Here is a 25363-nt window from a genome sequence, read left to right on the forward strand (position 1 = left end):
CGCCCCCATCACCTGTCGAATGAGTATGGGCAATCCCCTGTCTTCTCCCTATGTCGGAAGAGGGGTATGCGCCTAAGCCTTTGGGAGCATTTGCCGCTAACCTAAGGCCATTCGGCAGAGCCAAAAACGATACTATCTCGCAGGCTTGAAACTGTCAGAATGAGCGCGTTCAGCAAGTGAGGCTACACATGCGATTTACCCCCCTCAACATTGATGGTGCATGGTCGATTGAACCCGAAAGGGTTGAAGACGAGCGGGGCTGGTTCGCGCGCGTGTTTTGTGAGGCTGAATTTGCCAAGCGGAAACTGGAAATCCATTTTCCACAACACAGCCTTTCCTTCTCCCGCGAAAAGGGAACTTTGCGCGGCCTTCACTATCAGAATGAACCTTATGCAGAGACCAAGCTGGTCACATGTCTGCAAGGCGTGATCTGGGATGTTCTGGTGGATTTAAGACCGCAATCCCCAACCTATCGGCGCTGGACGGGAATGGAGCTCTCAGTGGGCAATGGCGTACAGCTTTATATTCCTGCGGGTTGTGCCCACGGCTTTCAAACACTCACCGACGACGTGCTTCTGCGTTATATGATCTCACAGCCCTATGCGCCTGATTTAGCAACCGGTTTGCGCTACGACGATCCTGCGCTGGGAATTTCATGGCCAGCTGCGCCCAGCGTCATGTCTGAAAAAGACAAATCCTGGCCGCATCTTTAGGCTGAAATCAGCAATCCCGCATCTTTAAGTCTGTCCGCCGCATCTGCAAGCTGCGCAAATGGCAAACCAACACGCTCTGCCATGTCCAGGATCGAATGACCTCCATCCGCCAGATTAAGCACCCATAACAGCGCCATGGCGCGTGCGGCAGCATTGTGATCCCCACCCGTATTGGCATAAAGCCCGCGGCGACCAAGTTGTGGCTCGCCCTTGGGCGATGTATTGATCGGCGTCCAGTTGCGCTCGGCAATCTCGATCGCCATCATAATAAAATTGTAAGACTGCTCCAAATATTCCGGCCTGATAAAGTCGAGATTGTCCGCCGAGGTATGATATTGCGGAAAAGCGCCGTAAAGACTGCGCTGAAACAGGCCAACCGGCAGATTAAATCCCGGCGAGCAGAACTGGCGTTCGTCATAACCATAAGGCCAGAAATCATGCAGCTTTGCGCCCACAAGCTCTGAACTTTCAAGAACCTGCGCCATGATACGATCAATTTGCGCATCACCACGCCGGCTCCGCTTGTAATGGGGTCCGCCATGATCACCGACACAGGATAAGACAAGGCCGTGTTTTATAAGTGCCAGATGCTCTTCGTTCTGCTTTAGCCAGGCAAGTGCTCCAAACGTGGCAGGGCCAAATAGAAGCTTGTAAGTGTACCGGGTTTTGCGCTGCTTAAGCGCTTGCCCCAAAGCGGTAAGAAGCGCCAGACCTGAACAATTATCATTGGCAAGGGATGGATGACAGAGATGCGCTGAAAGCAGGAAGACCTCTTCTGTTTCACCATGATGAATATGTTCACCAAAAGTCAGAAAGCCGTCGCGACGCTCCGCATCGATCACCACATCATAGAGCCCGTCTTTCATCTGCATCAGCGCATGATGCGCCATACAAAAACCCCATGCCTCCGTGTGATAGCAAGTCCGGTACGGTATGAGATCGGGCTGATCCGGCAATGTATGAATGTGCTCTTTGAGTGCAGCGAGCGGCAATTTCGTCCGCACCGGCACGCTGAAATTCACCACATGCAGATTGTGTCGGGCAAAATCGACAATTCGATTGCCCGCAGCATCCATAATGTAAGCTTCGCGGATCACCCATTCCTGAGGTGCCTGCCAGTCATAGAGCTGTGTTCCCGTTGGAATCTCATGGATTTTCAACGGCAAATGCTCACCGATAATGGCAAGCGTCTCGCGCACACCATCACCCGTGAGACTGCGGCATATCGGATAGAGCCGCTTTGCCAGCGCATAGATCCTTGCACCCTGCTGTTGAAGGCCCAGCCCATTATCCATTATGCGGATATCCTAAGTGGTTGCGGCTGCTCATCGAGACGGCGCAGACTGGCATCGAGTGTGCCTTCAGCAATCAGCTTGCGAATATGGGCGATGCGCTGAAAACGCGGCCCCTCAAACTCCTCAAGCGTCAGCGATGAACGGCTGTAAGCGGCGAGCAGCTCACGCGCACCGGCTGCGGCATCCCATTGTGGCTTTGCCTCCGGCAAGACCCGTGCCAGCTTTTCAAAACTAACCCGGTAGGAGCGCGTGTCCGGGCCTGCATCATCGGCATATTCAATCCGGCAATCAGGAACAGTCGCGGCAACGATGCTGGCAATATCGCGGATGCGATAATTGTGTTCGGTGGAGCCGACATTAAAGGCTTCATTGAACACTTTTTCACGTGGTGCCAGCATGGCGGCGTTAAAGGCGCGGGAAATATCCCGGATATGCACAATGGGGCGCCACGGCGTTCCATCGGATTTAAGATAGATCAACCCTTTGGTCACGGCCCAGGCAACGAGATTATTGAGCACAATATCAAAGCGCAAAAACGCAGAGACGCCATAGGCGGTTGCAGGTCTCAAATAGACCGGGCAGAAATTGGAATCTGCCAATTCGGCTATTTCCTGTTCAGCTCTTACTTTTGAGCGACCATAGGCTGTGACAGGCTTCAACTCACCGGATTCATCGATGAGATCTGCATCGCTGATGCCATAATTGCTGCACGAGGACGCAAACAAAAACCTGCCGACGCCAGCTGCTTTCGCGGCTTTCGCCATCGCCACACTGGCATGGTGATTGATATCATAAGTCAGGTTTTCATTGAGATTGCCGAGTGGATCATTGGACAAAGCGGCAAGATGAATCACCGCATCAAAGCCTTCAAGATCACGCGGCGACACATCGCGTACATCTTTCCGAGTGGTTGGTACATTGAAGACAGAGCCGCCCTCTTCAAAAAGACAATGCTGATAAAGGCCGATGTCATAGCCTGAAACCTGATGGCCCGCATTGATCAGCGTCGGCACCATGACCGACCCGATATAGCCCTGATGCCCTGTAACAAGTACCTTCATAACCAATCCCTCACCTTGTTTATTGACATAGGTTAGCGGGTGCACACAGGAGCGGCGAGTTGACCGATGGCATGTTTGCTTCGGACAAGCGTGGATAAAAGAAGCTAAAAGGCGTGCTGACTACGCCTTATGGATGAGCTGCAACTGTTCAGGGCTGCCAATGAGCAAAATCCAGTCGCTTTCACGGCCATCCCTGCGCTGTTGCGGCGCCTGATAGACGCTTGCATCTCCATCCATTTCGGGATCGCTGGCAGGCAAAAACTGACCCGAGACGGGATCGACCCACATAGCCTCTGCATCCTTGGCAAACGCGCTGCGCTTCACCCTGAAATTGCCAGCGTCACCATAAATCACGGCAAGGCTGTGATCGGGCAAAGCAGCGGCATAGCTGCCGTCTGAAAGGGCAATGCTCTGATGATGGTCTGCTTGCAATTGTGACCATGGCATCTTGTCAAAAAGTGCTTTCATCACGGCAATCGACCGCGCACCGGGGCTGTCCAGAGCATCTTGCCAGGGCTGGTCGGACGCAAAAACACCCGGTCCCGAAAAATGCCAAATCGGATTGTTGCCGAAAAACTGCCCGGCTGCGCCGCCAAGAACAGCGCCGTAGGCATTGCGACGGATCATGCGGGCTGTGGTTTCCCGCTCATTCTCATAAGCCGCTTCAAGCAGAACCACCGGCATCTTTCCTGCCTTGCTGCGCGCCAACACTGTCTTATGAACATCGTCATAGGTATAAACCGTATCGATCGCCAACCAGCGCTCATCGGCCCAAAATTCACCGGTATCGCTCTCCCGCCCGGAATGAACGGTTTGCAGCGCATCGGGTAAAATAGCAGCAATGCCTTCGGCAAGCTCAGACACCAGTGCGCGATCCGGCGCATCAAAATCGCCACCCAGAACCCAGACAATATTGGAAAATTTCGCAAACCGGCGCGCAATCGCCTCACCATAGGACTTCATTCTTTCAGGTCCCGCGGCGTCCGCCTGCGCAAACCACCCCTCATCCCCACCATTCACGCCAAGATAGGCAGGGGCCAGAAAGACAACCAGTCCTCGTTTTTGCGCCTGTTCGATCACCCATGCGGCATAATCGAAATATGCTGGGTTAAGCGCACCGAAGGACTCATTTTTAAACGGGAGCTCGCCATAGGCATTGGCTGGCGGATTGCTGGAAAACTGATGTTCGATCAGATTGACGAGAATGGCATTAAACCCACGCTTACTGCGATCCGCCAAATAGATTGTGGCATCGGCGCGCTTGAGTTCAGCGATCAACGACCATGCCGCATCGCCCTGTAATAAAAACGGTCGCCCTTGCGCATCCTCAAAATAACGATGGTCCGAACTCACCCTGATTGGAAAAACCGGTTCAACCCATGCGGCTCCTGTTGTGAACAACAGCAAGGTTAAAATTAAACCCGCCCGCCAAAACCTCATCGCGTGGCCGGTGGGTAGGATGATGCTTCGTTAAAGCGGCGATAGACCACCTGTGACGGGCGACCGGTTAGATAGGTCTCAACACCATCATGAAGCGCGCGCGCATAGACCCCAAGCGCGCCATCAATCGCCTCCACTGTGCGTGCAATATCCGTATCGCTATGCGTATAGCTGACAACCAGCGACGGCATCAGAACACCACGCCGGATCGTTTCCTGAAGAAACAATGTGCGAAATGCCTGTGACGCCTGACCATTTTGATCAAGCGTAGCATAAGCGAGACAACAGGGCCGACCAAGCAAGCGCACATGATTTTGCAATCCGTGGCTTGCAATTGCAGCATTGACGCCTTCTATAAGCTTTGTACCCTGCTCATAAAGCCTGTCGATCACCGGTTCATCGCGATAGACCTTCATGGTGGCAATAGCCGCCGCCATGGCATGGGTTTCAGCACCATGGGTTGTAGAAAGCAGAAACACGCGGGCATAATCCGTCTGCGTCAACCCGCCAAGCCGCATATATTCCGCCTTGCCTGCGAGCGCGGAAATCGCAAATCCATTCCCCAGCGCCTTACCGAAACACGAAAGGTCCGGCTCAATTTCATAAAGCCTCTGAGCACCGCGCATATGCCAGCGAAAGCCGGTAATCATCTCGTCGAGAATAAATAGAGCCCCATTTTCATGCGCGATGCGTCTTGCTTCATGCAGAAAATTATTCTGCGGCTCCTCAGCGCGTGCAGGCTCCAGAATAAGGGCTGCAATCATGCCCGGATAGTTTTCAAACAAAGTCTGCACACTTGCTATGTCATTATAGCGAAATGTCGTCGTCAATGCAGAGACAGACGCCGGAATCCCTGCGTTCATTTTGGTTGTACCGATAAACCAGTCATCGGTTGAGAAAAATGGATGATCAGAGCAAATGGCAATCATATCGCGCCCGGTATAGGCACGCGCCAATCGAACGGCAGCGGAGGTTGCATCCGATCCGTCTTTGCAAAACTTGACCATCTCAGCTCCCTCAATCAGTTCGAGAAAGCTTTCCGCACATTCAATTTCAATGGCGCTTGGACGCGTGAAATTGCAACCATCCTGTAATGCATCCCGCACAGCGTGAAGCACCCGCGGATAGGCATGGCCCAAACCCACAGCGCGATTTCCCATTCCGTATTCGATATATTGATTGCCGTCGACGTCGAACACATGGGAGCCGGAACCCCGCTGGATAAAACCCGGTGCCAGCACAGGATATTGGTCATCCCCTTTGGCATAGGTATGGCATCCGCCCGGTATCAAGGCATGCGCCTTGCTTCCGAGCAATTGCGAATTGCGAAACCGGGATGTGAAAAGGTTCATGACCCTCTCCCTTTTTAAACTGCTGGGCGTGCGGTATTCAGGCGTTCTCTCATCTGCCTGAGCCAGTTCTTGACGGGCTTGGGCAGTCGGCTGCGCAGGCTTGAATGCAATGCGGTGGGCATTTTCCATTGTGACAGCGGTAAAGCGGGTGCAATGGCTGGGGGCCTCTGCACCAGATTTTCTAAAAGCCCGGCATAAGTGCGTCCCACCACATCATTGTCGAAGGCGTCCGCCACTTTTAAGCACGCGGCCTCTGCCATTCTGGCGCGTAACGCGCTGTTCTCTGCAAGATGATCAATATGGCGCGCCGCAGCTCTAAAATCACCAACGGGAAACAAAAATCCGTCTTCTCCGTCTGTCACGATACCATCAGTGACACCCGCGATGTGCGAAACGACAGCGGGACAGCCTTCGCTCATCGCTTCAATCAACGTAAGTCCAAAACCCTCAAACCGCGATGGCATCACCATCACGTCATGCTGGCTGGCAAGCCTTGGCACATCGGATGGCGCAACCCAGCCTGTAAAGCGAATCCTATCGCCAAAACTCTTAAGCCGATGGCGTAACTCTGCAAGATCAGGACCGTCACCTGCCACTGTCAGATCCGTGTCGCATTTGAGTTCGCGCAGAATATGGGGCAACCAGAAGACGCCTTTTGAATTATCCTCAATGCGACCGAGATAAAGCAAACGCAATGGCTCGGAATGATCGCTTTGGATACGGCGATTTGGCTTATGAACCGTCCTGTTAAGCCCATGCGGAATTACCAGCGTTTGCGCAGGATCAAAACCATAATGGTTGACCAGATCATCGCGGCAACGTCTGGATACACCCACTGTTGCATGAACATGATCGCGGATTTCGCGTGCGGCGGCATAAGTACCGGGCGTAATATTATGCACGATCATCACGCGCAGAATATCGTCTGGTAGATAACGCACGAGATTGGTTTCAAAGCGACTGGACAAGACGTTGACAAAAACAGCCTTGAAATTGTTATCGCGCAAAAAAGCGATCATGCGTCTGGCCCGGGTTTCCTCATCAAGAACGCCCATGCGGTCTATCGCATCGCCTTTGCGCAAGGCATCACTCAAGCCCTGATCGGCAGAAGGAAGACTCATCGTCTCTCCGGCACTTCCTGCTGCCAGCCAGCGCAGTTCAACACCCGCCTGTCTGAGCGACGCGCTCAGTCGCGTAAATACCGAGTATGTCCCGCCGATATGGGGACGGACAAAGTAAGCACATTTCACGATCGTCACCCTTGCCCCTGGTTGAAGACTTCGAGGGAACAAATCCCTCGAAGCCTCACTCCGGCATATCGGGGGGCGTTTGATATACCGCTTCACAGTGTAGCGAAATTCCACGATGACGCAGTGTGTCTATGAGGGGTACATCGCTTCATACATAAGAGGATGGGCTTCACCCTTCTGCCAGTTTTCGCAAAATCGCATACAGGCTTAATTTCAAAAGGAAGCTGGAGACACTTTTTATGAAAATAGGTCTTTTCGGTCAGTTCGGCTCCGGCAACACCGGCAATGACGGATCGCTTGAAGCGATGCTGCAGCTGTTGAACCGCAACTGCCCCGGCGCGCAATTCATATGCATCTGCTCAAGACCGGACATTATTGAAGAAAAGTTTCAGATTGAGGCTGTTCCGGTCGGCCAGCCTGCATCAGACAACGCGTTCTTTCGGGTGCTCAATAAAGCTCTGTTACAGCTGCCGCGCCGCCTGAGCGGATTTTTCGCAGCCATTTCACTTGCGAGCGGCATGGATCTGATCATCGTTCCCGGAACGGGTATCCTTGATGACTTTAACGAAAATCCCTTTGGCTGGCCTTTTGCGGTTTTGCGTTGGTCTGTCGCGGCAAAACTTGCAGGCACACGATTTGCTTTTGTCTCAATCGGCGCTGGTCCCGTCACACATTCTTTGAGCCGATGGTTCCTTCGCAGAGCATCCAAAATGGCAACCTATCGGTCCTATCGCGATCAGGTTTCCTATGATTTCATGAAATCGCTGGGTGTGAACACCGGTAAAGACCGTATCAGCGCCGACATCGCTTTTTCGCTGCCGACACCGGAAGATGAATTGCGCAACTATGCCGACCAGCGCGTTGGGCTGGGCGTCATGACCTATAAGGGCTGGAAAAAACACGCCCGCGATGGGGAGGCGATTTACGATCACTATCTCAACAAGATGACCCAACTGATCAGCGAACTCTTGCTTGATGGGAGACAGGTGCGCTTACTCACCGGCGACAAAGGCGATCTCCAGGCCGTTCATGATCTTTTACAGCGCCTTCCGCCAGCCACTGCACAGAAAGTCATTTTTGAGCCGGTCGCTTCGCTGCATGATCTGATGCAGCAGATTGCCAAAACCGACATCGTCGTGGCCAGCCGATACCACAATATCGTTTCCGCGCTCGCCATGGGAAGACCTGCAATTTCAATCGGCTATGCACGCAAAAACGACGCGCTTTTGATTGACACGGGCTTACGCGAGTTCTGCCATCACATTGAAAATTTTCATCCGCAGACATTGCTCACCCAGATCGATACTATGTTCAGCCGCAGGGAAGAGCTTGCAAAAACGGTCAAAGACGGTGTGAAGCTTTACCGTGAGCAGCTGGCCGATCAGGAAGAGATGTTACGCGTCGATCTGCTTCAGGTGCGCAAATTGTGAACGTCGCTGCCGACGCTGGAACAGATAGTCAATAGGCGGCATAACGGCCATCGACGGATGACGTTTTAACGCGCAAGCCATGAGCGATGCGCCCCCCTTCTCTCCCCTGACCAGACTGGACAATGCCGACCAATAAGCCCGCTTTGTCAGGCAATCCCGAGCAGCCATAAAATTCCGCGCCGCCTGGGGGAAGGTCATACCCTCATTTTCAAAAAATGAGCGAAAAGCGTCTTCAAACTCATTGTTCCAATGCATAATGCCAGCAACATTTGCAGACTGGTTTTTGGAGTGAACACGCACATAGGCTTGCACGCTGTCAGTTGAGGCCACGCCACCCAGCAAAGCCAGCCGCAACCACATTTCAAGATCATCTGTGTGTGGGAGTTTAGGGCGATAATAGCCAGCCTCTTTTTGCGCTGACGTTCGCACCACAGCCGTTGGACCATAAACCGGATTAAAAGCATGTTTACAGGCGAACGTGATGAAATCGGCGCCTGAGCATATATTCCAGTTTCCCTTGCCAATATGTGGAAGTCTGTGCGGCGGTTTCTCGTTTTCCGAGATTTTCTCAATCGCGCCGTGCGCGAGATGAATGTCAGGATATTGCTCAAGCATAGAGACTGCACGCGCCAACGCGCCGGGAACAAGCAGATCATCTGCACACAAAATCAGGAAATAATCAGACCGCGCCCAATCAATCCCAGCATTGAAGGAGGCATGCGGCCCGACATTTTTTGACCGCAACAGCAGGTCGACCCGCGTATCATGCGCCGCCAGATCGCGGGCCAAATCTGCACTGTCATCCTCGGATGCGTTGTCAATAATCAAGAGTCGCAAATCAACGCCGGTTTGAGACAACACGCTGTTGCTGCATGCCGTGAGGTAACGTGCATAATTATAGCTTGGTATGACGACATCAATCGTTGGAAGATTGCTCATCAACGGCTCACTCTGCAGGTTCAGAAAGGTGTCTTGACGCGCTGAAACGGCTTGCAAATCTTCCAAGCAGCCAGCGCAAAACCGGCACCACTTCCTCCTTGAAAGGATGGCGTGCCACAAACAATGCCAGAAACCAGCTTGCGAGCGCAGTGACGCCCATAGCCAGCGCCCTTGACCAGTGCATTTCAAGACTAAACCCATCCATTGCGACCAGAAGCAGCGGGCCAGACAAGGCCAATATCGTCACCAGTGCGCTTTTCATCAGTTCTTTTCCCAGAACATGATAGGAGAAGGGCGCATGTTTTCGCACATAAACAACAGCAACAACCATCTGAAATGGCAGGCTGATGAACTGGCTTAATGCCACAGCCAACAATCCATGGAATGCGGCGAGGCATAAAATTGTTGTCGCAACCAATCTGGAGATAAGATTGGATACAAACGCTTCACGGTTGGCACCAAGCGCCATCAGAAGCGGATATGTCAGAATAACCGGAAACCAGAACAGGCTTGCAAGACTTGTGATGGAAACAATCAGCGCTGCTTCCGTCCAGCCCGATCCTAGAATAATTTGCACCGCCGGATAAGCCAGAAGTGCGAGCAAAACCTGTGCAGGCCAATAGACCACAGAAATATAGGACAAAGCGCGGACATAGGCGCGGCTGACATCGCCGCCTGCGCGCACATGTGCCGAAAGCATCGGAAACGCCACGGTAAACACCGCGGACAGAAAGATGCGATCCGGCAATCCGCTCAATGTATTGGCGCGATTATAAATACCAACCGATGCGATCGGCATGAATCGTCCAAGCATAAGCTGCGGGAAGGTTTCGCAGATTTTGTTCAAACCCGCATTGCCTCCCAGATAAATGCCGAAACGCCACGCCGTATGGATGCTTGCAAGGGAGGGACGCAGCAGGTGTTTTGGCGGATAGATTGCCATGGCAAGACCAGTTGTCATCAATGCGCTGGCCAGCAAGCCGAATGCAAAACACATATGCCCGAAGCCAAGAGCGGCCATCGCAATGGTGACGGCAGCGCCAAATCCTGATCCGGCAGTGCGAATACGGGCAAGTCTTCCAAATGCCATTTCGCGGCGCAACAGCGCCACCAAAGGCAATGACAGACTTTCGACCAGCGCGGCAAGGATTGTGATGTCAAGGAAAAGCAAAAGCGATGGCTCATGATAAAACGCGGCAAGATATTCCCGCGCCAGATAAAGCCCCGCTGACAAAACAAGCGTGACCATCATCAAAAAAGTCATCGAGGTTCTGATGTCGTGATCCCGAACCTTGTCGATGCGGATAAGAAATTCGGGGCTGGCAAATTCGCGAAAAGAAAAGACGATCGCGCCGATACTCAGGCCCACAACACCAGCACCCGTTTGCGCAGGACCTAAAAAGCGGGAAACAGCAATCACCGTCAGAAAGTTAAACAGCAGGCCTGCATATTGTTCGAGGGCTGCCATGAGAATGCCCCGGCGGCGTCCACTCATGACATGCTCCTGTTACAGGGCTTTATGCTGATCTGTGGGTTTGTTTTCAAAACACTCTACCCCCCGGACGGCGCAAAAGCAGCGAAGGCCGCTTTACTGCATGGCACAAGAATAGACATTTGCAGCCCATGGGAAATGTGGCCCTTGGTGTTAACCCTTACCTGAAAGGAGTATGGGCAGCACTTTATAGCCAAGTCGCCGGTGCCCGTCTGAGCCGTTAAAAATTGACTTCGTGTTAATTTTGCATGTGCTTGGGAGGAAACATGATCAGCCTTTTCTGGATCACGCTTCTGGCTTTTGCTTTATCGGTTGCATTCTGTCTGGGATTTCGCGGGTTAGCGCGCGAATGGCATCTCATCGATATCCCGAACACGCGTAAAACACATGACGGTCACGTTCCGCTGTGCGGCGGAATTGCGATTTTCCTGTCATTTTCAGCGGCCGCTTTTCTGACACCCGCCATGACGGGATCAGCCAATGCCAGTTTCTTGCTGCCCGGCCTTTTTCTGATCCTTGTAACCGGCGTGCTGGATGACAAGTTTAACCTGCCTGTTGCACCCCGCCTTGCAATACAGGTGCTGGCCGCTTTCATGATGATCGGCATGGCTGGGCTGACACAAGTCCATCTCGGCTTTTCTTCCGGTGTCATGGACGCCGTAGCGACGCAGGTTCTCACAGGACCACTCTTCGTGGTTCTGGTGCTTGCTTTTGTGGTTGGTGTCGTCAATGCGGTCAATATGAGCGACGGTGTGGATGGCCTGGCAGGATCTGCAAGTGCGGCTGCTTTTTTCTGGCTTGCCGTGATCAGCTTCAGCATTACGGAAAACCGCATCGGGGTGCAGAGCTTAGCGCTTTCGGCAGCCTGTATCGGCTTCCTTGTTTTCAACATGCGTCATCCATGGCGCGCAAAAGCCAGCCTCTTTCTGGGCGATGGCGGCAGCACGTTTCTGGGCGCGGCCCTTGCCGGTATAATCCTCATCCTTTCCGACATGCACGTAGCCACTGCCTTTCCGATCCTGATATGGGTGGTCATTGTGCCGGTCATCGATACGCTCAGCCTCATCGTGCGGCGGCTTGCGGCACACAGAAGTCCGTTTTCTCCAGACCGGCAGCATCTGCACCACCTTCTTCTTGATAACGGCTTTTCCGACAGCCAGAGCGCAATGGCTATCATGGCGCTCAACTTTTGTGCCGGTGCCGCAGCCTATGCAGCCATACGTTTTGAAATACCGGCATGGTCAATGCTCGTAGCGCTCATTCTGCCAGCCATTGCGCATAGTGCATTCGTGCTTCGCACCAACAGAACGCTACGCCCCATTGCGGTGGAAGCCGCCCCGCCAGCAAAAGCCAACATCACTTTCCCAGAGGCAACTTCATGAGTGTTTCCGTTCTCATCATGACATTGAACGAAGAGGCCAATCTGCCCGCTTGTCTCGCCTCACTTGACTGGTGCGATGATATTGTCGTGCTTGATTCATTCAGTGACGACCGCACAGTGGAAATTGCAGAAGCCGCAGGCGCGCGGATTTTTCAACGATGCTATGACACGGAAGACCGGCAGCGCATGTATGGTCTTACCGAAATCCAGTTCAAACATAGTTGGGTCTACACACCCGATGCAGACGAAATAACACCCATAGATTTACGCGACGAGATGCTGGCGATCGCATCCGATCCGACGCGACCAGAGGTCTTTTTCAAGGCGCGTTACAAAAACATGTTCATGGGACGCTGGATCAAGCACGCAAGTCTTTATCCAACATGGATTACGCGCTTGGTGCGCCCGGATCGTGTGCGTTTCGAGCGCTCGGTGCATTCACGCGCCAGCGGCGGCCCGGAAGGCGCGTTACAGGCCCATTTCATCCACTACAGTTTTAACAAGGGGCTTGAGGCCTGGTACGACAAACATAATCGCTATTCATCGGCAGAGGCTGATCTATCATCCAATCGCCTGCTTGAGCGCAAGATTGATTGGGGCGGTTTATTATCAAGCACGCCGGAACGGCGTCGGCGCGCCCTAAAATCGCTCTCTTATCACATGCCTTTCCGGCCCTCGCTGCGCTTTCTTTATATGTATCTGGTGCGGCGCGGGTTTCTCGATGGAAAGCCGGGTTATCTCTATTGCCGGCTTCTCGCGGCGTATGAGTTTATGATCATCATCAAGATGGAGGAGCAGCGGCGCAACCTCTTGCGTGTGAGGGCAGAAACGCCCGCCCGGCATGGTGCTGAGAGCAATGAACCGGAACGGCGTATGGTATGATGCTGCTCATTGTCTTTCCTTGTGCCGTTCTGTTCGGGCTTGCTGCAATGTTCTATGCAGAACCTTTGCTGACATTGCAGGATGACGGCAGCCGGGCAGATGTCATTGTTGTACCCGGCGGCGACGGTCCGCCACGCGCCGCACAGGCAGCAAGACTTTGGAAAGAAGGCCGTTCTCCCTATATTCTGATCACCGGCGATGGTGACTGTCTTTTCAACAAGCAGATCATGGTGCGCGATGGCGTGAACCCTTCGGCGATTTTTATCGAATGCCGTTCGGGAAGCACCTGGCAGAATGCCTTTTATTCAGCACACGTCATGCGCGATATACACGCAAAAAAGGCCCTTATCGTTACAAACTGGTATCATTCGCGCCGGGCCATCGCGAGTTTTCGCGCCGTCTGCCCGCAAATGCATTTCAGCTCGGCCCCTGTTGGCGGCGATGGCAGGCAAGTCGGTTTTCCGACCACCTCTGCTGATATGGAGCTTATCGCAAAAGAATATGTAAAACTTGGCTGGTACTTAGCCTCTGGCCGCATTTATCTTTCAGACCTTGTGGCGGACGCGACCTCGTTCAACGCTTCCAATCTCTGTGCGCTCTCCGGGAGCAGCGGATGAACATATCGCTTACATGGATTTTTGTCGGGCTGGTCGCATGGTTTCTGGCAGGCGGTCTGCTGTTTAAAGCAGAACGCATGTATCAGTTTCCGTTTCTGGCAGGCGTGATGACTTTCGGCTTCCTGTTGCCGCAGATCCCGGCACTAATGCACGATCCATTTTTGCCATCGGGCGCTTATGCCAAAACCATGCTCATGGGCATACTGTCGCTTTTAATGCTGGCTCTGGGCTGGCGCATGACCAACCGCCCTATCGGGATGCTTCGTATGAGTTTTAGCGAGCGGCGGCTGATATGGGCAGCCGTGCTGCTGTCGGCCTTCGGGGCTGTCTTCTATTTCCTGTTAAGCCGCCTCCCCGGCGATATATCCATCGGAATGCAAATGACGGGTATGCCGGTTGTTTATCTCTTCTTTGCGCAGCTCATGCCCTATGGCCTTGCGATCGCCCTGCTTTGCTTTGCACGCCGCCCTTCATGGCTTGCTCTCGCCATCATCATTTTCGATCTCATCTTCTATCTTGACCGCATTCTTGTAACCGGCAAGCGCGCCGAAGCGATTCAGCTTCTGCTGATGATATTGCTGCCTTTCTGGTTCTACCATCGACTGGTCGTGCCGCGCATTCTGATGGCGCTGGGGATTCTCGCAGGTACGTTTTTGATGACAAGCATGGGCGATTATCGCCAGATTACGCGTGCGGCCTCGGGCTTCGTTCTCGATGACATCATGCAGATCGACTATGCGGCTAACTTTACCGAGACGCTGGAGCGTGGTGGTCTCGAAATGCGCAATGCGGTGCAGCGCATCGACGAAATCGACCGGCGGCTTGAATTCGATTATGGCAAATTTCACTGGAACCGCGTAATTTTTACGTTTGTTCCCGCACAGCTTGTCGGCGCAAAACTGAAAGAAGCGCTCCAGTTCGACACGCCCAAACCGAGCCGCGATTATAATCCACTCACCGGCACCACTGAAACAGGCCTGGTGGATGCCTTTGCATCCTTCTGGTATTTTGGCGCGTTTAAATTTTTGCTTCTGGCCTGGGTCATGAGACGGCTCTGGGAAACCGCAATGGCGGGCGAAATGCTGGGACAATTGATCTACATGCTGTCCATTGTGCCAGCTATGCATGCCATTTCACATCAGACAGACTGGGTTATTCCGGTATGGATTCATATGGCGATCTTCCTCATTCCGGTTTTATGGCTTTGCCGCATACACAACCGCTCGGTAAGCCTGCCAACCGCTTTGCAACACACTCCGACAGTTCCGCAATTCATGTAAAGGATGAAATCAATGTCCATTGCATCGCGATCAGACAGCCACATCACGATAAGCGGTCGCAAGGAATCTTCCCGCCCCATGGAGGGAGGAGCGACTTTCACGCTCAACCACCGTTTGCAGCGCCTCTGCTGGCAGGTGACATGGCTTATGCTGGCAGCATGGACGCCGTCTTTTCTCTGGCGTTGGCGCGGGGCAATATTGCGCGCTTTTGGCGCCTCCATCCACAAAACAGCTATTGTGCGCGGCAGCGTGCGCATCTGGTGGCCTAAAAATCTGGTGATGGATGCACATTCTTCGCTTGGACCGGGAGCACTTTGTTACAATGTTGCGCCCGTCACGCTTGCGCCCTATGCCATTGTTTCGCAACGCGCACATCTTTGCACGGCAGGACACAACATCGATCAGCACGGCTTTCCGCTGACCGCCTCTCCCATTGTGATTGGGGCTTGCGCATGGATTGCCGCCGAAGCTTTCGTCGGACCGGGTGTAACGGTAAGTGAAGGTGCTGTTTTGGGTGCAAGGGCGGTCAGCTTCCGCGATATGGAACCATGGATGGTTTATGCCGGCAATCCCGCAAAGCCAATCCGTGCACGGCGGAAGTTAGCCAGTTAAAGCATTCCAGCAAAAGTACGAAGCGGCTTTGCGTGAGATGATGGGGAAAAACAAAGAGATAAAACTTATGCAGACGCAACTGAGTTGAGCCTGCCCAAACCGGAAACGCTCCCTTTGTTGGACACTTTACAGTTTTGATAGGCATCAATGGTCTGAAGGGCAATGCGCGGCCAGGTATAATTCTCACGCACCAGACGGCTGCCAGCAGCGCCCATCGCGCCCGCAAGATCCCGATTTTCAAGGATCGCAATCAACCCGGCTGCAACATCCTGAGCGGAAAGATTACACACAACACCAGCGCCTGCTTGCGCGACTTCCGGAAAGTGACAGGCCTCGGTGATGACCACCGGCACGCCACAGGCCAGCGCTTCGGTAATCGCAACGCTAAACCCTTCCTGACGGCTGGGGAGACAAAAACAGGCAGCATTTTTTAGTGCTGCAATCTTTGCCGGACCGTAAAGTCCACCGGTCACATGCACGCGATTTTCAAGACCGGCCTGAGCAATGCTTTGGCGAAATTCAGATTCCGCACCGCCATTGGGTCCTGCAACCACGAGGTCAATTTCAGGAAACAAAGGCGCGATCTGACGAAAAGCATCAGCCAGAATGTCGAGACCTTTCTTATAATGCAACCGGGACAGAAAAAGCACAAAAGGCCGATCAGGCAACCCAGCCCTGTCGCCTTCACCGCCCTCAACTTCATTGAGGAATATGCCGTTTGGAATAATGATTGCGGGCGGCCTCAATCCCAATGGCCGCATCAGGTCGATTTCGTCCTGATTAAGTGCGTGAATGAAGGCTGCACCATTGAGCATTTTGCGAAAACCAAGCTTTAAGGCGAGCTGCTTCTTCCATGATTTTTGCTGCATACTCCATAGATCGAGCATCCCGCAACAGCATATGCAATAAGCCACCGCATAACGCCGACAAAGCATCGCGGCTCTCAATAAGTTGGTTTCCCAAACGCCATGCATATGCACAAAATCTGCTGCGCATATAAGCGCCGTCATCGCCTTTGATGCGCGGCTCCCCAGCAATTTTTCCCGAATATCCGGCATGGGCAGCAGAAATGTCCGCACCTTGGCAAAGTCAGGGATCGTAGCGGTCGCCTTCGATGCACGGTAATTCACCTCGTCGTCGCTATAGCTGACAATCGTTACCTCATGTCCCAGCGCGGCTTGCGCCGCAGCCAGACGCACGACAACGGCCTGCGGACCGCCTTTGGCGGGATCAAAAGACCCTATCACATGCACAATATTCATGAAGCAGCCCCTGCTGAATAGTGAGATAAGGCTTCAACCAGCCGTTCGCCGTAGCGAACGACCGTAAAATCACGTGCTCTTTCACGGGCATTGACGCTCATTCTGGAGAGGGTTGCGGGACTGTCCGAAAACTCGCGCAGAATTTCGACAGTCTCATCAACATCGCGGATAGGCACAATGTACCCATCTGTTCGATGGCGCACGACGCTGCCGGTGTTTTCAGTACAAATAACCGGAAGCCCCGCAGCCAATGCCTCGTAGCAGGCAGTTGCCGAACCCTCGCACAGCGATGGCAACAAAAACACATCGGCCCATTGAAATTGCGCGCGCATTTCGCTGCGCGGGATTGGGCCAGTCAGTTCAACCACATTGCCAAGCTTTTCCTGTGCAGCCGGCTGAATATCGATGGGCCCCACCATACGAAACTGTGCTTGCCCGATGAGTTTTCGTGCAACCGCGCCCACATAGGGCGAGCCTTTTCGCAAACCCACAGCGCCCACTGTCAAAACCCGCAATGGTCCCGGTTCGCGCTGGCGCGGCCCGATCAAAAAACGGTCATCGACCCCATACGGCACAACAATCACTTTCTCGCATGCACAACCCGCTTCAATGACATGCTTTGCGACAAAGTTTGAAGGACAAATCACGGCATCCGCGATCTGCCATTCCGCCTTTTCTCTGGCAGCAAATGCCTCGGCGTTTACGTCATCCGCAACTGAGAGCTGCCAACCGGGGTTTAAAATCTCTTCTTCGCAGGCCAGTTGGTCCACAACGCCACGCGGAGCAATCATCTGTTCGACCGCCGTATAGAGACCCTGCTTTTTTGCAGCGCTTAACAATTCATAGGCTTCACCGCTAAAGGCATAGACCCCACTGGCTCCGTGAAATCCGCTTGCTGCAACCAGTTTGCCAAATGTTTCACCTGCCCAGATCGCATTGGCGGTGGATTGTGGCCCGGTCTGATGCGAAAGCCTGCGGACCGCTGAATGCAGGCCGAAACTTGGGAAGGTCGTCATCCTGTCCTGCGGAATATCCTGCGGCGTGCGCCCGATCAGCCGTCGCACCGATGCAGGCAACACCGATGAGGGCAGACCATTTAACAATCGCGGCCACCCCTGAAGCGCGCAAATATCGGTATAAAAATGCGCAAGTTTCTGATGACTGGCAAAAATGCGCGGTACAGCATAGTGCATACGCGCGCCGAGTTGACTGACAACAAACGAGCCATCCATCACAGTTTCTCCGCGTGAAACGGGCGGTCGAGAACAGGCATCGCCGTGAACCCGCTTTTCTTGCCGATGCGTCCGACAGCGGACTGCCAGACAGCCGCACCGATCTCTCTTGAATAGGCCGTCTCCATCAAATAACGGGCATTGTTGCCCATCGCGTTGCGATTGATCTGCGAGTTTCGCAGCAGCAGCACCGCGCTTACCAGCATCTCCACCTCACCCGGACAGAGCGACAGACCGCAGTGAAAATCACGCACGACATTGGCTATTTCACCCTCAGGATCACCGATGAAAATCGTTGGGCGTGCGGCAGCTAAAACGCCATAGAACTTGCTGGGAACAATGCAATGTTCAAGTGCGGGTTTCAGCGAGACAAGATGCACATCCGCCGCGCTCAAGCTCTCTGAAAGTTGTTCGACGGGCTGGAAAGGCTTCATGATAACATTGGTTAATCCGCGCCGCTTCACCTCGCGCTCGACATAGCCGCGTTGCTGCCCCTCGCCGACCATCAGAAATGCAATATCAGGGATCGTTTGAAGCTGTTCTGCTGCATCGAGCACAGTGCCAAACTCGTGCGCCCGGCCAAAATTTCCCGAATAACCAATCACGAATTTGTCTTGAAGGCCCCATGCATGCCGCAATGTATTTTCGTCGCGACGGACCGGCAGGATTTCGTTCTTGTCGGCCCAGTGATGAACAACGGCCAGCTTTTCTTGAGCAATGCCTTTGGCTGATAAAAACCGCGCCATGCGTTCAATCGGGCAGATCGTTAGCGCTGCTTGCTGCATCGACCAGTTGCGCAAAGCAACCGCAAGCCTGCCCGACACGCTCTTGGGTTTCATCAACCCAAGTTCAATGGCCGTTTCTGGAAACAGGTCCATAACCCAGTTGACAAGATGTGCGCTGCGAAACCGGATCGGCAGCGCCGCTGATACCGAAAGCAAAGGCGGGTCTGTGCAGACCACGCAAAGATCATCTTTTTTGGCGTGGGTCGCAAACCATGCGGCCGCGGAGAGGTGGAATGTCGCGTAATCGACCGCACGTCCCATAAGCTTTTTGCGGCCAAAACCCGACGTCCAAATCCTGTGCACATCGATACCGTCTATCGTTTCACGTGCGGGCAATGTCTCTTTGCTTTTATCGTGATAGCTGCGGCTGGCAAGAACCGTCGTCTGAACACCTTCGCGCACCAGTTCATGCGCAAGACTTGTCACCATTCGGCTCGTCGCAGATTGATCGGGATAAAAATACCGGTTGGCAAGCACGACACGCATGATTTTGGCTTCCTGTTGCTCGGTTGCCAACACCATGGCGATACCCTCTCCCATACCGCAAGAAGCCCAATCGCATAGGAAACATACTCCGCAGGCGAGATGCCTACTTCTTTGGTTGATACAGCGCATGTTCCGCGCTTTGTCATGCTCATCCTAAGTGGAATGGAAAGCGCCTCACATACCGTTTTGAAGCCGTTATGCCGGGCGCTCAAATCGCTATCATGGCTGTATCAAACTCTGGTCGGAGGAAAGACCTTGCAGGAAAAGACAGCTCTCATCATTGGCGTGACTGGACAGGATGGCGCCTATCTCAGTGAGCTTCTGCTCAACAAGGGATATCGGGTGCACGGGCTTAAACGGCGGTCTTCTTCGTTCAATACTTCGCGTATCGACCATCTCTATCAAGACCCTCATGAGGAGGAGATCCGCTTCAAGCTGCATTTTGGCGACCTGACCGATGCGACCAATCTATGCCGTGTCATTCAGGAAGTGCGTCCCGACGAGATCTATAATCTTGGTGCACAAAGCCATGTTCAGGTGAGTTTTGAAACGCCGGAATATACGGCCAATGCAGATGCACTGGGGACGTTGCGTCTGCTTGAATCCATGCGCATTCTGGGGTTGGGCGATAAATGCCGCTTCTATCAGGCATCAACATCCGAACTGTTCGGCAACAGCTCGCCCGATGCCCAGAGCGAGCAAACACCGTTTGCGCCGCGCAGTCCCTATGCCACCGCAAAGCTTTATGCCTATTGGACGACAGTTAATTATCGCCAGGCCTACGGCTTTCATTCCTCAAACGGTATTTTGTTCAACCATGAAAGCCCACTGCGCGGCGAAACATTCGTGACACGTAAGATCACACGCGCGGTTGCTGCCATCGAACGGGGGCTTCAGGACAAATTGCGGCTTGGCAATCTGAACGCGCGACGCGACTGGGGCCATGCCCGCGATTATGTTGAAGGCATGTGGCGCATTTTGCAGGAAGATGTGGCCGATGATTATGTGCTCGCCACGGGCGAAACCCATACGGTGCGTGAATTTGTTGAGCACGCGTTCAAAGCCGTGGACAAGCACATCGAATGGCATGGCGATGGCGTTGACGAGATCGGCCTCGACCGAAAATCCGGGCAATGCCTGATTGAGATCGACCCACGCTATTTCCGCCCCAACGAAGTTGATTTTCTGTTGGGCGATGCTTCCAAGGCAAAGAACCGGCTTGGCTGGCAGCACACCACCGGCTTTGAAAATCTCGTCACCGAAATGGTTGACTGGGATATGCGCAACATCATGCGGGAGGCTGGGCGCAATGATTTCTATGGCTAATGAAATGCCTCGACCTGTCTATGCGCTGTCGGGCAAGAAAATATTCGTTGCCGGTCACAGCGGCATGGTGGGGTCGGCAATTTTGCGACGTCTTCATTCGGAGGATTGTGACCTCATAACCATTGCGCATCACGATCTTGATCTGACGCGGCAGAGTGCGACGGAGCAATTTATTGCGCATCACAAACCCGATGTTATCATTGTTGCAGCGGCTCGGGTCGGGGGCATTCTCGCAAATTCTGAATATCCGGCAGATTTTCTTTACGACAACCTCGCCATCGGCATGAATGTCATTCATGCGGCCCATGTCTCAAATGTGAAGCGCCTGCTCTGGCTAGGATCAAGCTGCATCTATCCCCGCGATGCGCAACAACCGCTCACCGAATCCGCACTTCTAACGGGGGCACTGGAACCCACCAATGAAGCCTATGCCATCGCAAAAATCGCGGCATTGAAATATGCGGAAGCCTGTTCGCGGCAGTTTGGCAATCATTTCATGACCGCCATGCCGACCAATCTTTATGGGCCGAACGATAATTTCGATCTCAACACGTCTCATGTTTTGCCGGCACTGATGCGCCGCATTCATGAAGCAAAGATCAACGGTTACGATCACATCACGCTTTGGGGCAGTGGCAAGCCCTTGCGCGAATTTCTGCATGTCGATGATCTTGCGGATGCGTGTGTGCATTTACTGCAATTCAACGACAGCATTGAGCCCATAAATATCGGCTCCGGTGAAGAGGTTTCGATCCGCGAGCTTGCCTTGACGATCGCTGATGTTGTGGGTTTTGAAGGCAGGCTGGACCATGATCTGAGCAAACCCGATGGAACCCCGCGCAAGCTTCTGGACACGTCCAGGATGCATGCGCTGGGCTGGAAGCCGAATATTCGCCTCAGAGATGGCATTGCAAAGGTTTATCAAGCCTGGGTCAAAGACGGTGCGGCGTCCATCGCAGCGTGAAAGGCTCCGCACCAAATATTAAAAAGGCGCTTCATGAATGTGAAGCGCCTTTTGGTTCAGTGATTTTCAAATCAGTGCGTTATGACGGTGAACCGGTTAATTGGCTCATATCCAGCTCAACGCGCAGAATATCACCGGGTTTGATTTCGGTGCGTTCATTGGCAACAATATCTTCAAAGGCGCCGCTGACATTGCGGCTGATGGTGAAGACCAGTTTGCGGCGCATATCTGACGATGAAATATTACCAGATGACTTGGCAATTTCAGCCATGGTTTGAAGTTGTGCATTGGCACGCAATTCCATACGCGCAATGTTAAGATCCAGTTCCTGCAAACTGTTTGCCGCCTCGCTTTTGCGCACTTCTTCCAGATTGGCGATCCGCTGTTGAACTGCGAGTTGATTTTGTCTTGCACGGGCCAGAAACGATCCCAGTTCCAGTGCATCCCGGCGGGTTGCCGAAAGATCGCGTTCCATATCGCGAAGATTGGATTTCGCAGCCAGTCCACGATCAACAAGGGATTTGCTTGATTCAACATTTTCTTGCAGCAATTGAATTTCTGCATCGTGAAGCTTGATACTTTGCTGCAGCGTCTGGATTTCGTCGCCATAGCTTGCAACCTGCGCTTCCAGTGCCTGACGCTCCGCCGCCAGATTGCTGCGACGCACATTGAACAGGGTCTTTTCACCATCCAACATATGCTGACTCAGCGCAGTCGCCTGTTTATTGCCACCCGGTTGATCCGGCAGGTCATATTTAAAATCAACCCCGTTAAGCTCGGCCTGAAGACGCACCCGGCGGATGTTTGTTGTGGTGATCTGCATTTGCAAATCGGCATATTCCTGTTGCGCCGTGATAAGCTGCATGCCCGCTGTCACCGCAGGCGCTTCGCCTTTGCCAGCCCCGCCACCCAGCGCCATCAGTTGAAGCGCAACCATTCCCGGGCGAAATTCATATTTCCCCGGAGCCTTCACATCGCCAACGATGAAAACCGGCGCATATTGATTGATCGTCGCCGTCACGGTCAGTCCCGGAATGTGTTGTGAAAGCACGCTTCCGATTTTTTCACTGATCTGCGGGGTTGTCAGGCCGCTGACATTGATATTTCCAACCACCGGATAGCCAATATTGCCGTCCACATCGACAGGATAAAGCCCGGTGAGCGATGGCTGGCCATAAACGGTCACCTGCAAAACATCATTCGGGCTCACGCGATAAGCCTGTGCTGGTGCCTCCGTTTGTGCGTGCACGACATGGCCCACACCAAGAATGATAAAGCCTGACAGCATCGTCGCCCGGAATTGCGCCATCAAACGAGCGTGTCTGGATATGCTTGATCTCTTTAGCATTTTTGAACCCTCAGGCCCTATCTTGGGCGTTATCAGTAGCTCTGTTGCGCCGCTTTATTGCGGCGCGCAGAAATGCCCCTGTTCGTCTGCCCATGGGTCGGCAATAAGCCCAGACAATATTGATCCAGCTTCGATAGGAGGTCGAAACCTGGTTCACCACAGCAAGCGCAGGTTTGCGACCCATTGCCGCCATTGTCTGGATCAGCGCATGATTTGCATGTTGATCCTTGTGCCCCGGTTGCACGACCAGAAGCGTGGTATCGGTTGCCCGCGAGAGCAGAACCGCGCGCTTGTCTTCCATTACGGCAGGCAGATCGACGAGGATAATCTTGTGATCCGCACGCAATTGAGAAATCAGTTCTGCAAGCCAATCTCCCTCCCGCAGATGATCGCCCGGCGTAATGATGTCGATCCCCGAACCGTGATCATGAATAAGCGTTGCGCCTGAAATCTGGCGATCCGTTGAAACGCCCCCATAGCCAGTTCCGGGCAGCCCGAACGCTTCGGAAAGCCGCGAATGCCGGTTGGTGGCATCGATCACGGCGACGGCCACACCCGATGCCGCAAATTGTTGGGCGAGTGCTGTTATAAGCAGCGTTTTCCCTTCATTCTCAGTGAGAGACACCACGGAAAGAGCCAGTGAATCGCGGCCACGCGTGAGCAAGCGCAAACGATCATGCACCGATTTTATTGCACGTCCGAAAGCACTGGTCGGATCAAGTCCACGGTTGACGAGAAGCGGCACAGTCAGCTGGTTAGAAAGCGGCAGCAAAGTTGCAGCCGGAATTCCGGGCAGCGTAAAGGAAGCGGTTTGTGCCGGACGAATTTTGTCGAAGGTCTCCCGCAATACAGTACCCACGAGCGATACCATTGCGCCAAGCCCCAAACCCAGCAACAGCCAGTTTGCAAGATTGGGGCTGGCTTTGGCCATGGCGGGTTCGGCAGCCGAAATCATCTGTGCTTCGGGCACCGCAATGCCGTCCTGCTCGATGAGTTGCTTGTAACGCGTAAGATAACTCTCATAGACCGTGCGGCTTGCATTGGCTTCACGGTCAAGCTGCACGGCTTTGACCTGCGCCTTATTGGCCTCGCCCAGTTCTGCCTCAGCGCTCCTGAGCGCGGCTTCAAGCCCTGTGCGCCGTTGCCGGGCAATCTGAATTTCATTGCCGAGACTTTTGGTGATTTCATCAACCTGCGCGGTGATCTGCTGCTTGAGCGCCTCACGCTCCGCTACAAGAACCGGGATTTCAGCACTCTTCAAGGCGCCGTTTGAGCGCAGTTCATCCAGCTGGCGCTCGACCCGCGCCTGTTCGTTGCGCAGGGACTGAATGGCAGGCGACGCCAGAACCTCGGTCAGGGCTGGCGCTTCATTTTTGTTTTTAAGAGACTCTGCTGTACGAAGCCGTGCTTCGGCAAGCGATACCGCACCTGTTGCAGCCACGATTTCGGTGTTCAATGCGGCGACCCGCTGCGCCTGAAAACTGATCTGGCCCGGATCACCGGCAAGGCGCGATTTCTGTCTGAAATCTTCAGCAGCACGCTCGGCATCTTCAAGATTGCTGCGCAATGTCACAAGCTTTTCGCCGAGCCATTCACTGACACGTCGCGCAGCCGATTGCTGCACATCAATCTGATGTTCAAGATAAGCCGTCACAAAAGCATTGGCGACCTGGGCCGCATAAACCGGATCGGATGCGCGATAAGAAATGAAAATCGTATAGGAACGCCCATCATTGTTGACGCGCAAACGAGAAAGCAGAAGATCAATGCGCTGCCTTTCGCGCGCAACCGCATCGACGTCTCGCGCGCCCCTGTCCTGCGTCGCACTGTGTGCCGCAGAAGAAAGCACCGTGCGCGAACGAAACTCCGTCGGTACGAAAATATTTTCGGACTGCAGAATGTCGATAACCTTGCGTGCCATCATGCGCGAACTGATAATATCAAGTTCAGACCGCAGAACCGGGCTGTCCTGCGGCAAAGGTGTAATCGCGCTCTCATTTGGAAGCGCCTGCACGCGTCGCATATCGAGCACCAGTACCGATTCCGACACATAGCTGACAGGTGCCGTGAGGTAACCTGCAAAGCCGATGCATGCTCCCGCCACGACAGGGACGATCAGCAAGAGTTTTCTTCGTTTTACGGTTTCAAGCAGCTCAGCCAGCGGCTGACGCGCACTCCCTGATGAAACATCGGAGATGATCACAAGAAATCTCCTT

The 25363-nt window shown here is 53.5% G+C and carries 21 protein-coding genes; 9 read left to right on the forward strand and 12 right to left on the reverse strand.

Annotated elements, in window-relative coordinates; translation table 11 throughout:
* Positions 1-188 precede the first annotated feature (188 nt).
* Positions 189-713 (forward strand): dTDP-4-dehydrorhamnose 3,5-epimerase, encoded by a 525-nt coding sequence (gene rfbC, locus ABE530_RS16590; RefSeq protein ID WP_499695244.1) that lies wholly within the window; start codon positions 189-191, stop codon positions 711-713.
* On the opposite strand, the gene ABE530_RS16595 is transcribed toward rfbC, so the two are convergent.
* The 5 genes from ABE530_RS16595 to ABE530_RS16615 form a co-directional block, all read right to left on the reverse strand.
* Positions 710-2008, reverse strand: a complete 1299-nt coding sequence (locus tag ABE530_RS16595; RefSeq protein WP_499695245.1) for a DUF4910 domain-containing protein — start codon at positions 2006-2008, stop codon at positions 710-712. The two genes, rfbC and ABE530_RS16595, sit on opposite strands and share 4 nt — an antisense overlap.
* Positions 2008-3069 carry an NAD-dependent epimerase/dehydratase family protein gene (locus ABE530_RS16600; protein ID WP_499695246.1) on the reverse strand — a complete coding sequence of 354 codons (1062 nt, stop codon included), beginning with the start codon at positions 3067-3069 and terminating at the stop codon, positions 2008-2010. Before ABE530_RS16600 ends, ABE530_RS16595 begins: the two co-directional genes overlap by 1 nt.
* 120 nt (positions 3070-3189) lie before the next feature.
* Positions 3190-4509: a glycoside hydrolase family 140 protein gene (locus ABE530_RS16605; protein ID WP_499695247.1), complete on the reverse strand. Its 1320-nt coding sequence runs from the start codon at positions 4507-4509 to the stop codon at positions 3190-3192.
* A complete protein-coding gene (locus tag ABE530_RS16610) occupies positions 4506-5861 on the reverse strand; it encodes a glutamate-1-semialdehyde 2,1-aminomutase (protein ID WP_499695248.1) in 1356 nt (451 codons plus the stop codon). The genes ABE530_RS16605 and ABE530_RS16610 overlap by 4 nt, the downstream gene beginning before the upstream one ends.
* Before the next feature lie 14 nt (positions 5862-5875).
* The gene (locus tag ABE530_RS16615; RefSeq protein WP_499695270.1) at positions 5876-7111 is read right to left on the reverse strand and encodes a glycosyltransferase family 4 protein; all 1236 of its coding nucleotides are present in this window, start codon (positions 7109-7111) and stop codon (positions 5876-5878) included.
* 239 nt (positions 7112-7350) lie between these two features.
* On the opposite strand from ABE530_RS16615, the gene ABE530_RS16620 reads away from it, so the two are divergent.
* Positions 7351-8541, forward strand: a complete 1191-nt coding sequence (locus ABE530_RS16620) for a polysaccharide pyruvyl transferase family protein (protein ID WP_499695249.1) — start codon at positions 7351-7353, stop codon at positions 8539-8541.
* On the opposite strand, the gene ABE530_RS16625 is transcribed toward ABE530_RS16620, so the two are convergent.
* The gene (locus tag ABE530_RS16625; RefSeq protein WP_499695250.1) at positions 8506-9480 is read right to left on the reverse strand and encodes a glycosyltransferase family 2 protein; all 975 of its coding nucleotides are present in this window, start codon (positions 9478-9480) and stop codon (positions 8506-8508) included. The genes ABE530_RS16620 and ABE530_RS16625 overlap by 36 nt on opposite strands.
* Before the next feature lie 7 nt (positions 9481-9487).
* Positions 9488-10975, reverse strand: a complete 1488-nt coding sequence (locus ABE530_RS16630; RefSeq protein WP_499695251.1) for an oligosaccharide flippase family protein — start codon at positions 10973-10975, stop codon at positions 9488-9490.
* A gap of 263 nt (positions 10976-11238) precedes the next feature.
* Between ABE530_RS16630 and ABE530_RS16635 the strand changes: the two genes are divergently transcribed.
* Genes ABE530_RS16635 through ABE530_RS16655 form a run of 5 tightly spaced genes read left to right on the forward strand, consistent with a single transcriptional unit; the run spans position 11239 to position 15744 of the window.
* On the forward strand, positions 11239-12354 hold the full coding sequence (locus ABE530_RS16635; protein ID WP_499695252.1) for an MraY family glycosyltransferase: 1116 nt from the start codon (positions 11239-11241) through the stop codon (positions 12352-12354).
* Entirely contained in the window at positions 12351-13235 is an 885-nt protein-coding gene (locus tag ABE530_RS16640; RefSeq protein WP_265986446.1) for a glycosyltransferase family 2 protein, read from the forward strand. Before ABE530_RS16635 ends, ABE530_RS16640 begins: the two co-directional genes overlap by 4 nt.
* Positions 13235-13852 carry a YdcF family protein gene (locus ABE530_RS16645; RefSeq protein WP_499695271.1) on the forward strand — a complete coding sequence of 206 codons (618 nt, stop codon included), beginning with the start codon at positions 13235-13237 and terminating at the stop codon, positions 13850-13852. Before ABE530_RS16640 ends, ABE530_RS16645 begins: the two co-directional genes overlap by 1 nt.
* Positions 13849-15132, forward strand: coding sequence for a hypothetical protein (locus ABE530_RS16650; RefSeq protein WP_499695253.1), 1284 nt, complete (start codon positions 13849-13851; stop codon positions 15130-15132). Before ABE530_RS16645 ends, ABE530_RS16650 begins: the two co-directional genes overlap by 4 nt.
* A gap of 12 nt (positions 15133-15144) precedes the next feature.
* Positions 15145-15744, forward strand: coding sequence for an LbetaH domain-containing protein (locus tag ABE530_RS16655; protein ID WP_499695254.1), 600 nt, complete (start codon positions 15145-15147; stop codon positions 15742-15744).
* A 65-nt stretch (positions 15745-15809) separates the two neighbouring features.
* Here the strand turns inward: ABE530_RS16655 and ABE530_RS16660 are convergent, their stop codons facing one another.
* Genes ABE530_RS16660 through ABE530_RS16670 form a run of 3 tightly spaced genes read right to left on the reverse strand, consistent with a single transcriptional unit; the run spans position 15810 to position 19509 of the window.
* Positions 15810-17006 (reverse strand): glycosyltransferase, encoded by a 1197-nt coding sequence (locus ABE530_RS16660; RefSeq protein ID WP_499695255.1) that lies wholly within the window; start codon positions 17004-17006, stop codon positions 15810-15812.
* Positions 17003-18238: a glycosyltransferase family 4 protein gene (locus ABE530_RS16665; RefSeq protein WP_499695256.1), complete on the reverse strand. Its 1236-nt coding sequence runs from the start codon at positions 18236-18238 to the stop codon at positions 17003-17005. Before ABE530_RS16665 ends, ABE530_RS16660 begins: the two co-directional genes overlap by 4 nt.
* Positions 18238-19509 carry a glycosyltransferase family 4 protein gene (locus ABE530_RS16670; protein ID WP_499695272.1) on the reverse strand — a complete coding sequence of 424 codons (1272 nt, stop codon included), beginning with the start codon at positions 19507-19509 and terminating at the stop codon, positions 18238-18240. Before ABE530_RS16670 ends, ABE530_RS16665 begins: the two co-directional genes overlap by 1 nt.
* A 255-nt stretch (positions 19510-19764) precedes the next feature.
* Here ABE530_RS16670 and gmd point away from each other — a divergent pair, with 255 nt between their 5' ends.
* Together gmd and ABE530_RS16680 are read left to right on the forward strand one after the other, a co-directional pair.
* On the forward strand, positions 19765-20835 hold the full coding sequence (gene gmd, locus ABE530_RS16675; RefSeq protein WP_499695257.1) for a GDP-mannose 4,6-dehydratase: 1071 nt from the start codon (positions 19765-19767) through the stop codon (positions 20833-20835).
* On the forward strand, positions 20819-21799 hold the full coding sequence (locus tag ABE530_RS16680; protein WP_499695258.1) for a GDP-L-fucose synthase family protein: 981 nt from the start codon (positions 20819-20821) through the stop codon (positions 21797-21799). Before gmd ends, ABE530_RS16680 begins: the two co-directional genes overlap by 17 nt.
* Positions 21800-21878: 79 nt before the next feature.
* Here the strand turns inward: ABE530_RS16680 and ABE530_RS16685 are convergent, their stop codons facing one another.
* Entirely contained in the window at positions 21879-23147 is a 1269-nt protein-coding gene (locus ABE530_RS16685; RefSeq protein ID WP_499695259.1) for a polysaccharide biosynthesis/export family protein, read from the reverse strand.
* Between the two features lie 10 nt (positions 23148-23157).
* A complete protein-coding gene (locus ABE530_RS16690; protein ID WP_499695260.1) occupies positions 23158-25350 on the reverse strand; it encodes a GumC family protein in 2193 nt (730 codons plus the stop codon).
* Between the last annotated feature and the right edge of the window lie 13 nt (positions 25351-25363).

Source organism: Brucella sp. TWI559 (assembly GCF_039674265.1).
GTDB lineage: Bacteria > Pseudomonadota > Alphaproteobacteria > Rhizobiales > Rhizobiaceae > Brucella > Brucella chromiisoli.

Excerpts from the sequence above, each read along its gene's own strand:
- rfbC (WP_499695244.1), top strand. The coding sequence starts at position 189 with ATGCGATTTACCCCCCTCAACATTGATGGTGCATGGTCGATTGAACCC.
- ABE530_RS16660 (WP_499695255.1), bottom strand. The coding sequence starts at position 17,006 with ATGAATATTGTGCATGTGATAGGGTCTTTTGATCCCGCCAAAGGCGGT.
- ABE530_RS16610 (WP_499695248.1), bottom strand. The coding sequence starts at position 5,861 with ATGAACCTTTTCACATCCCGGTTTCGCAATTCGCAATTGCTCGGAAGC.
- ABE530_RS16650 (WP_499695253.1), top strand. The coding sequence starts at position 13,849 with ATGAACATATCGCTTACATGGATTTTTGTCGGGCTGGTCGCATGGTTT.
- ABE530_RS16600 (WP_499695246.1), bottom strand. The coding sequence starts at position 3,069 with ATGAAGGTACTTGTTACAGGGCATCAGGGCTATATCGGGTCGGTCATG.
- ABE530_RS16665 (WP_499695256.1), bottom strand. The coding sequence starts at position 18,238 with ATGGATGGCTCGTTTGTTGTCAGTCAACTCGGCGCGCGTATGCACTAT.
- ABE530_RS16625 (WP_499695250.1), bottom strand. The coding sequence starts at position 9,480 with ATGAGCAATCTTCCAACGATTGATGTCGTCATACCAAGCTATAATTAT.
- ABE530_RS16635 (WP_499695252.1), top strand. The coding sequence starts at position 11,239 with ATGATCAGCCTTTTCTGGATCACGCTTCTGGCTTTTGCTTTATCGGTT.
- ABE530_RS16680 (WP_499695258.1), top strand. The coding sequence starts at position 20,819 with ATGATTTCTATGGCTAATGAAATGCCTCGACCTGTCTATGCGCTGTCG.
- ABE530_RS16605 (WP_499695247.1), bottom strand. The coding sequence starts at position 4,509 with ATGAGGTTTTGGCGGGCGGGTTTAATTTTAACCTTGCTGTTGTTCACA.
- ABE530_RS16670 (WP_499695272.1), bottom strand. The coding sequence starts at position 19,509 with ATGCGTGTCGTGCTTGCCAACCGGTATTTTTATCCCGATCAATCTGCG.
- ABE530_RS16640 (WP_265986446.1), top strand. The coding sequence starts at position 12,351 with ATGAGTGTTTCCGTTCTCATCATGACATTGAACGAAGAGGCCAATCTG.
- ABE530_RS16655 (WP_499695254.1), top strand. The coding sequence starts at position 15,145 with ATGTCCATTGCATCGCGATCAGACAGCCACATCACGATAAGCGGTCGC.
- ABE530_RS16645 (WP_499695271.1), top strand. The coding sequence starts at position 13,235 with ATGCTGCTCATTGTCTTTCCTTGTGCCGTTCTGTTCGGGCTTGCTGCA.
- ABE530_RS16685 (WP_499695259.1), bottom strand. The coding sequence starts at position 23,147 with ATGCTAAAGAGATCAAGCATATCCAGACACGCTCGTTTGATGGCGCAA.
- ABE530_RS16595 (WP_499695245.1), bottom strand. The coding sequence starts at position 2,008 with ATGGATAATGGGCTGGGCCTTCAACAGCAGGGTGCAAGGATCTATGCG.
- ABE530_RS16620 (WP_499695249.1), top strand. The coding sequence starts at position 7,351 with ATGAAAATAGGTCTTTTCGGTCAGTTCGGCTCCGGCAACACCGGCAAT.
- ABE530_RS16630 (WP_499695251.1), bottom strand. The coding sequence starts at position 10,975 with ATGAGTGGACGCCGCCGGGGCATTCTCATGGCAGCCCTCGAACAATAT.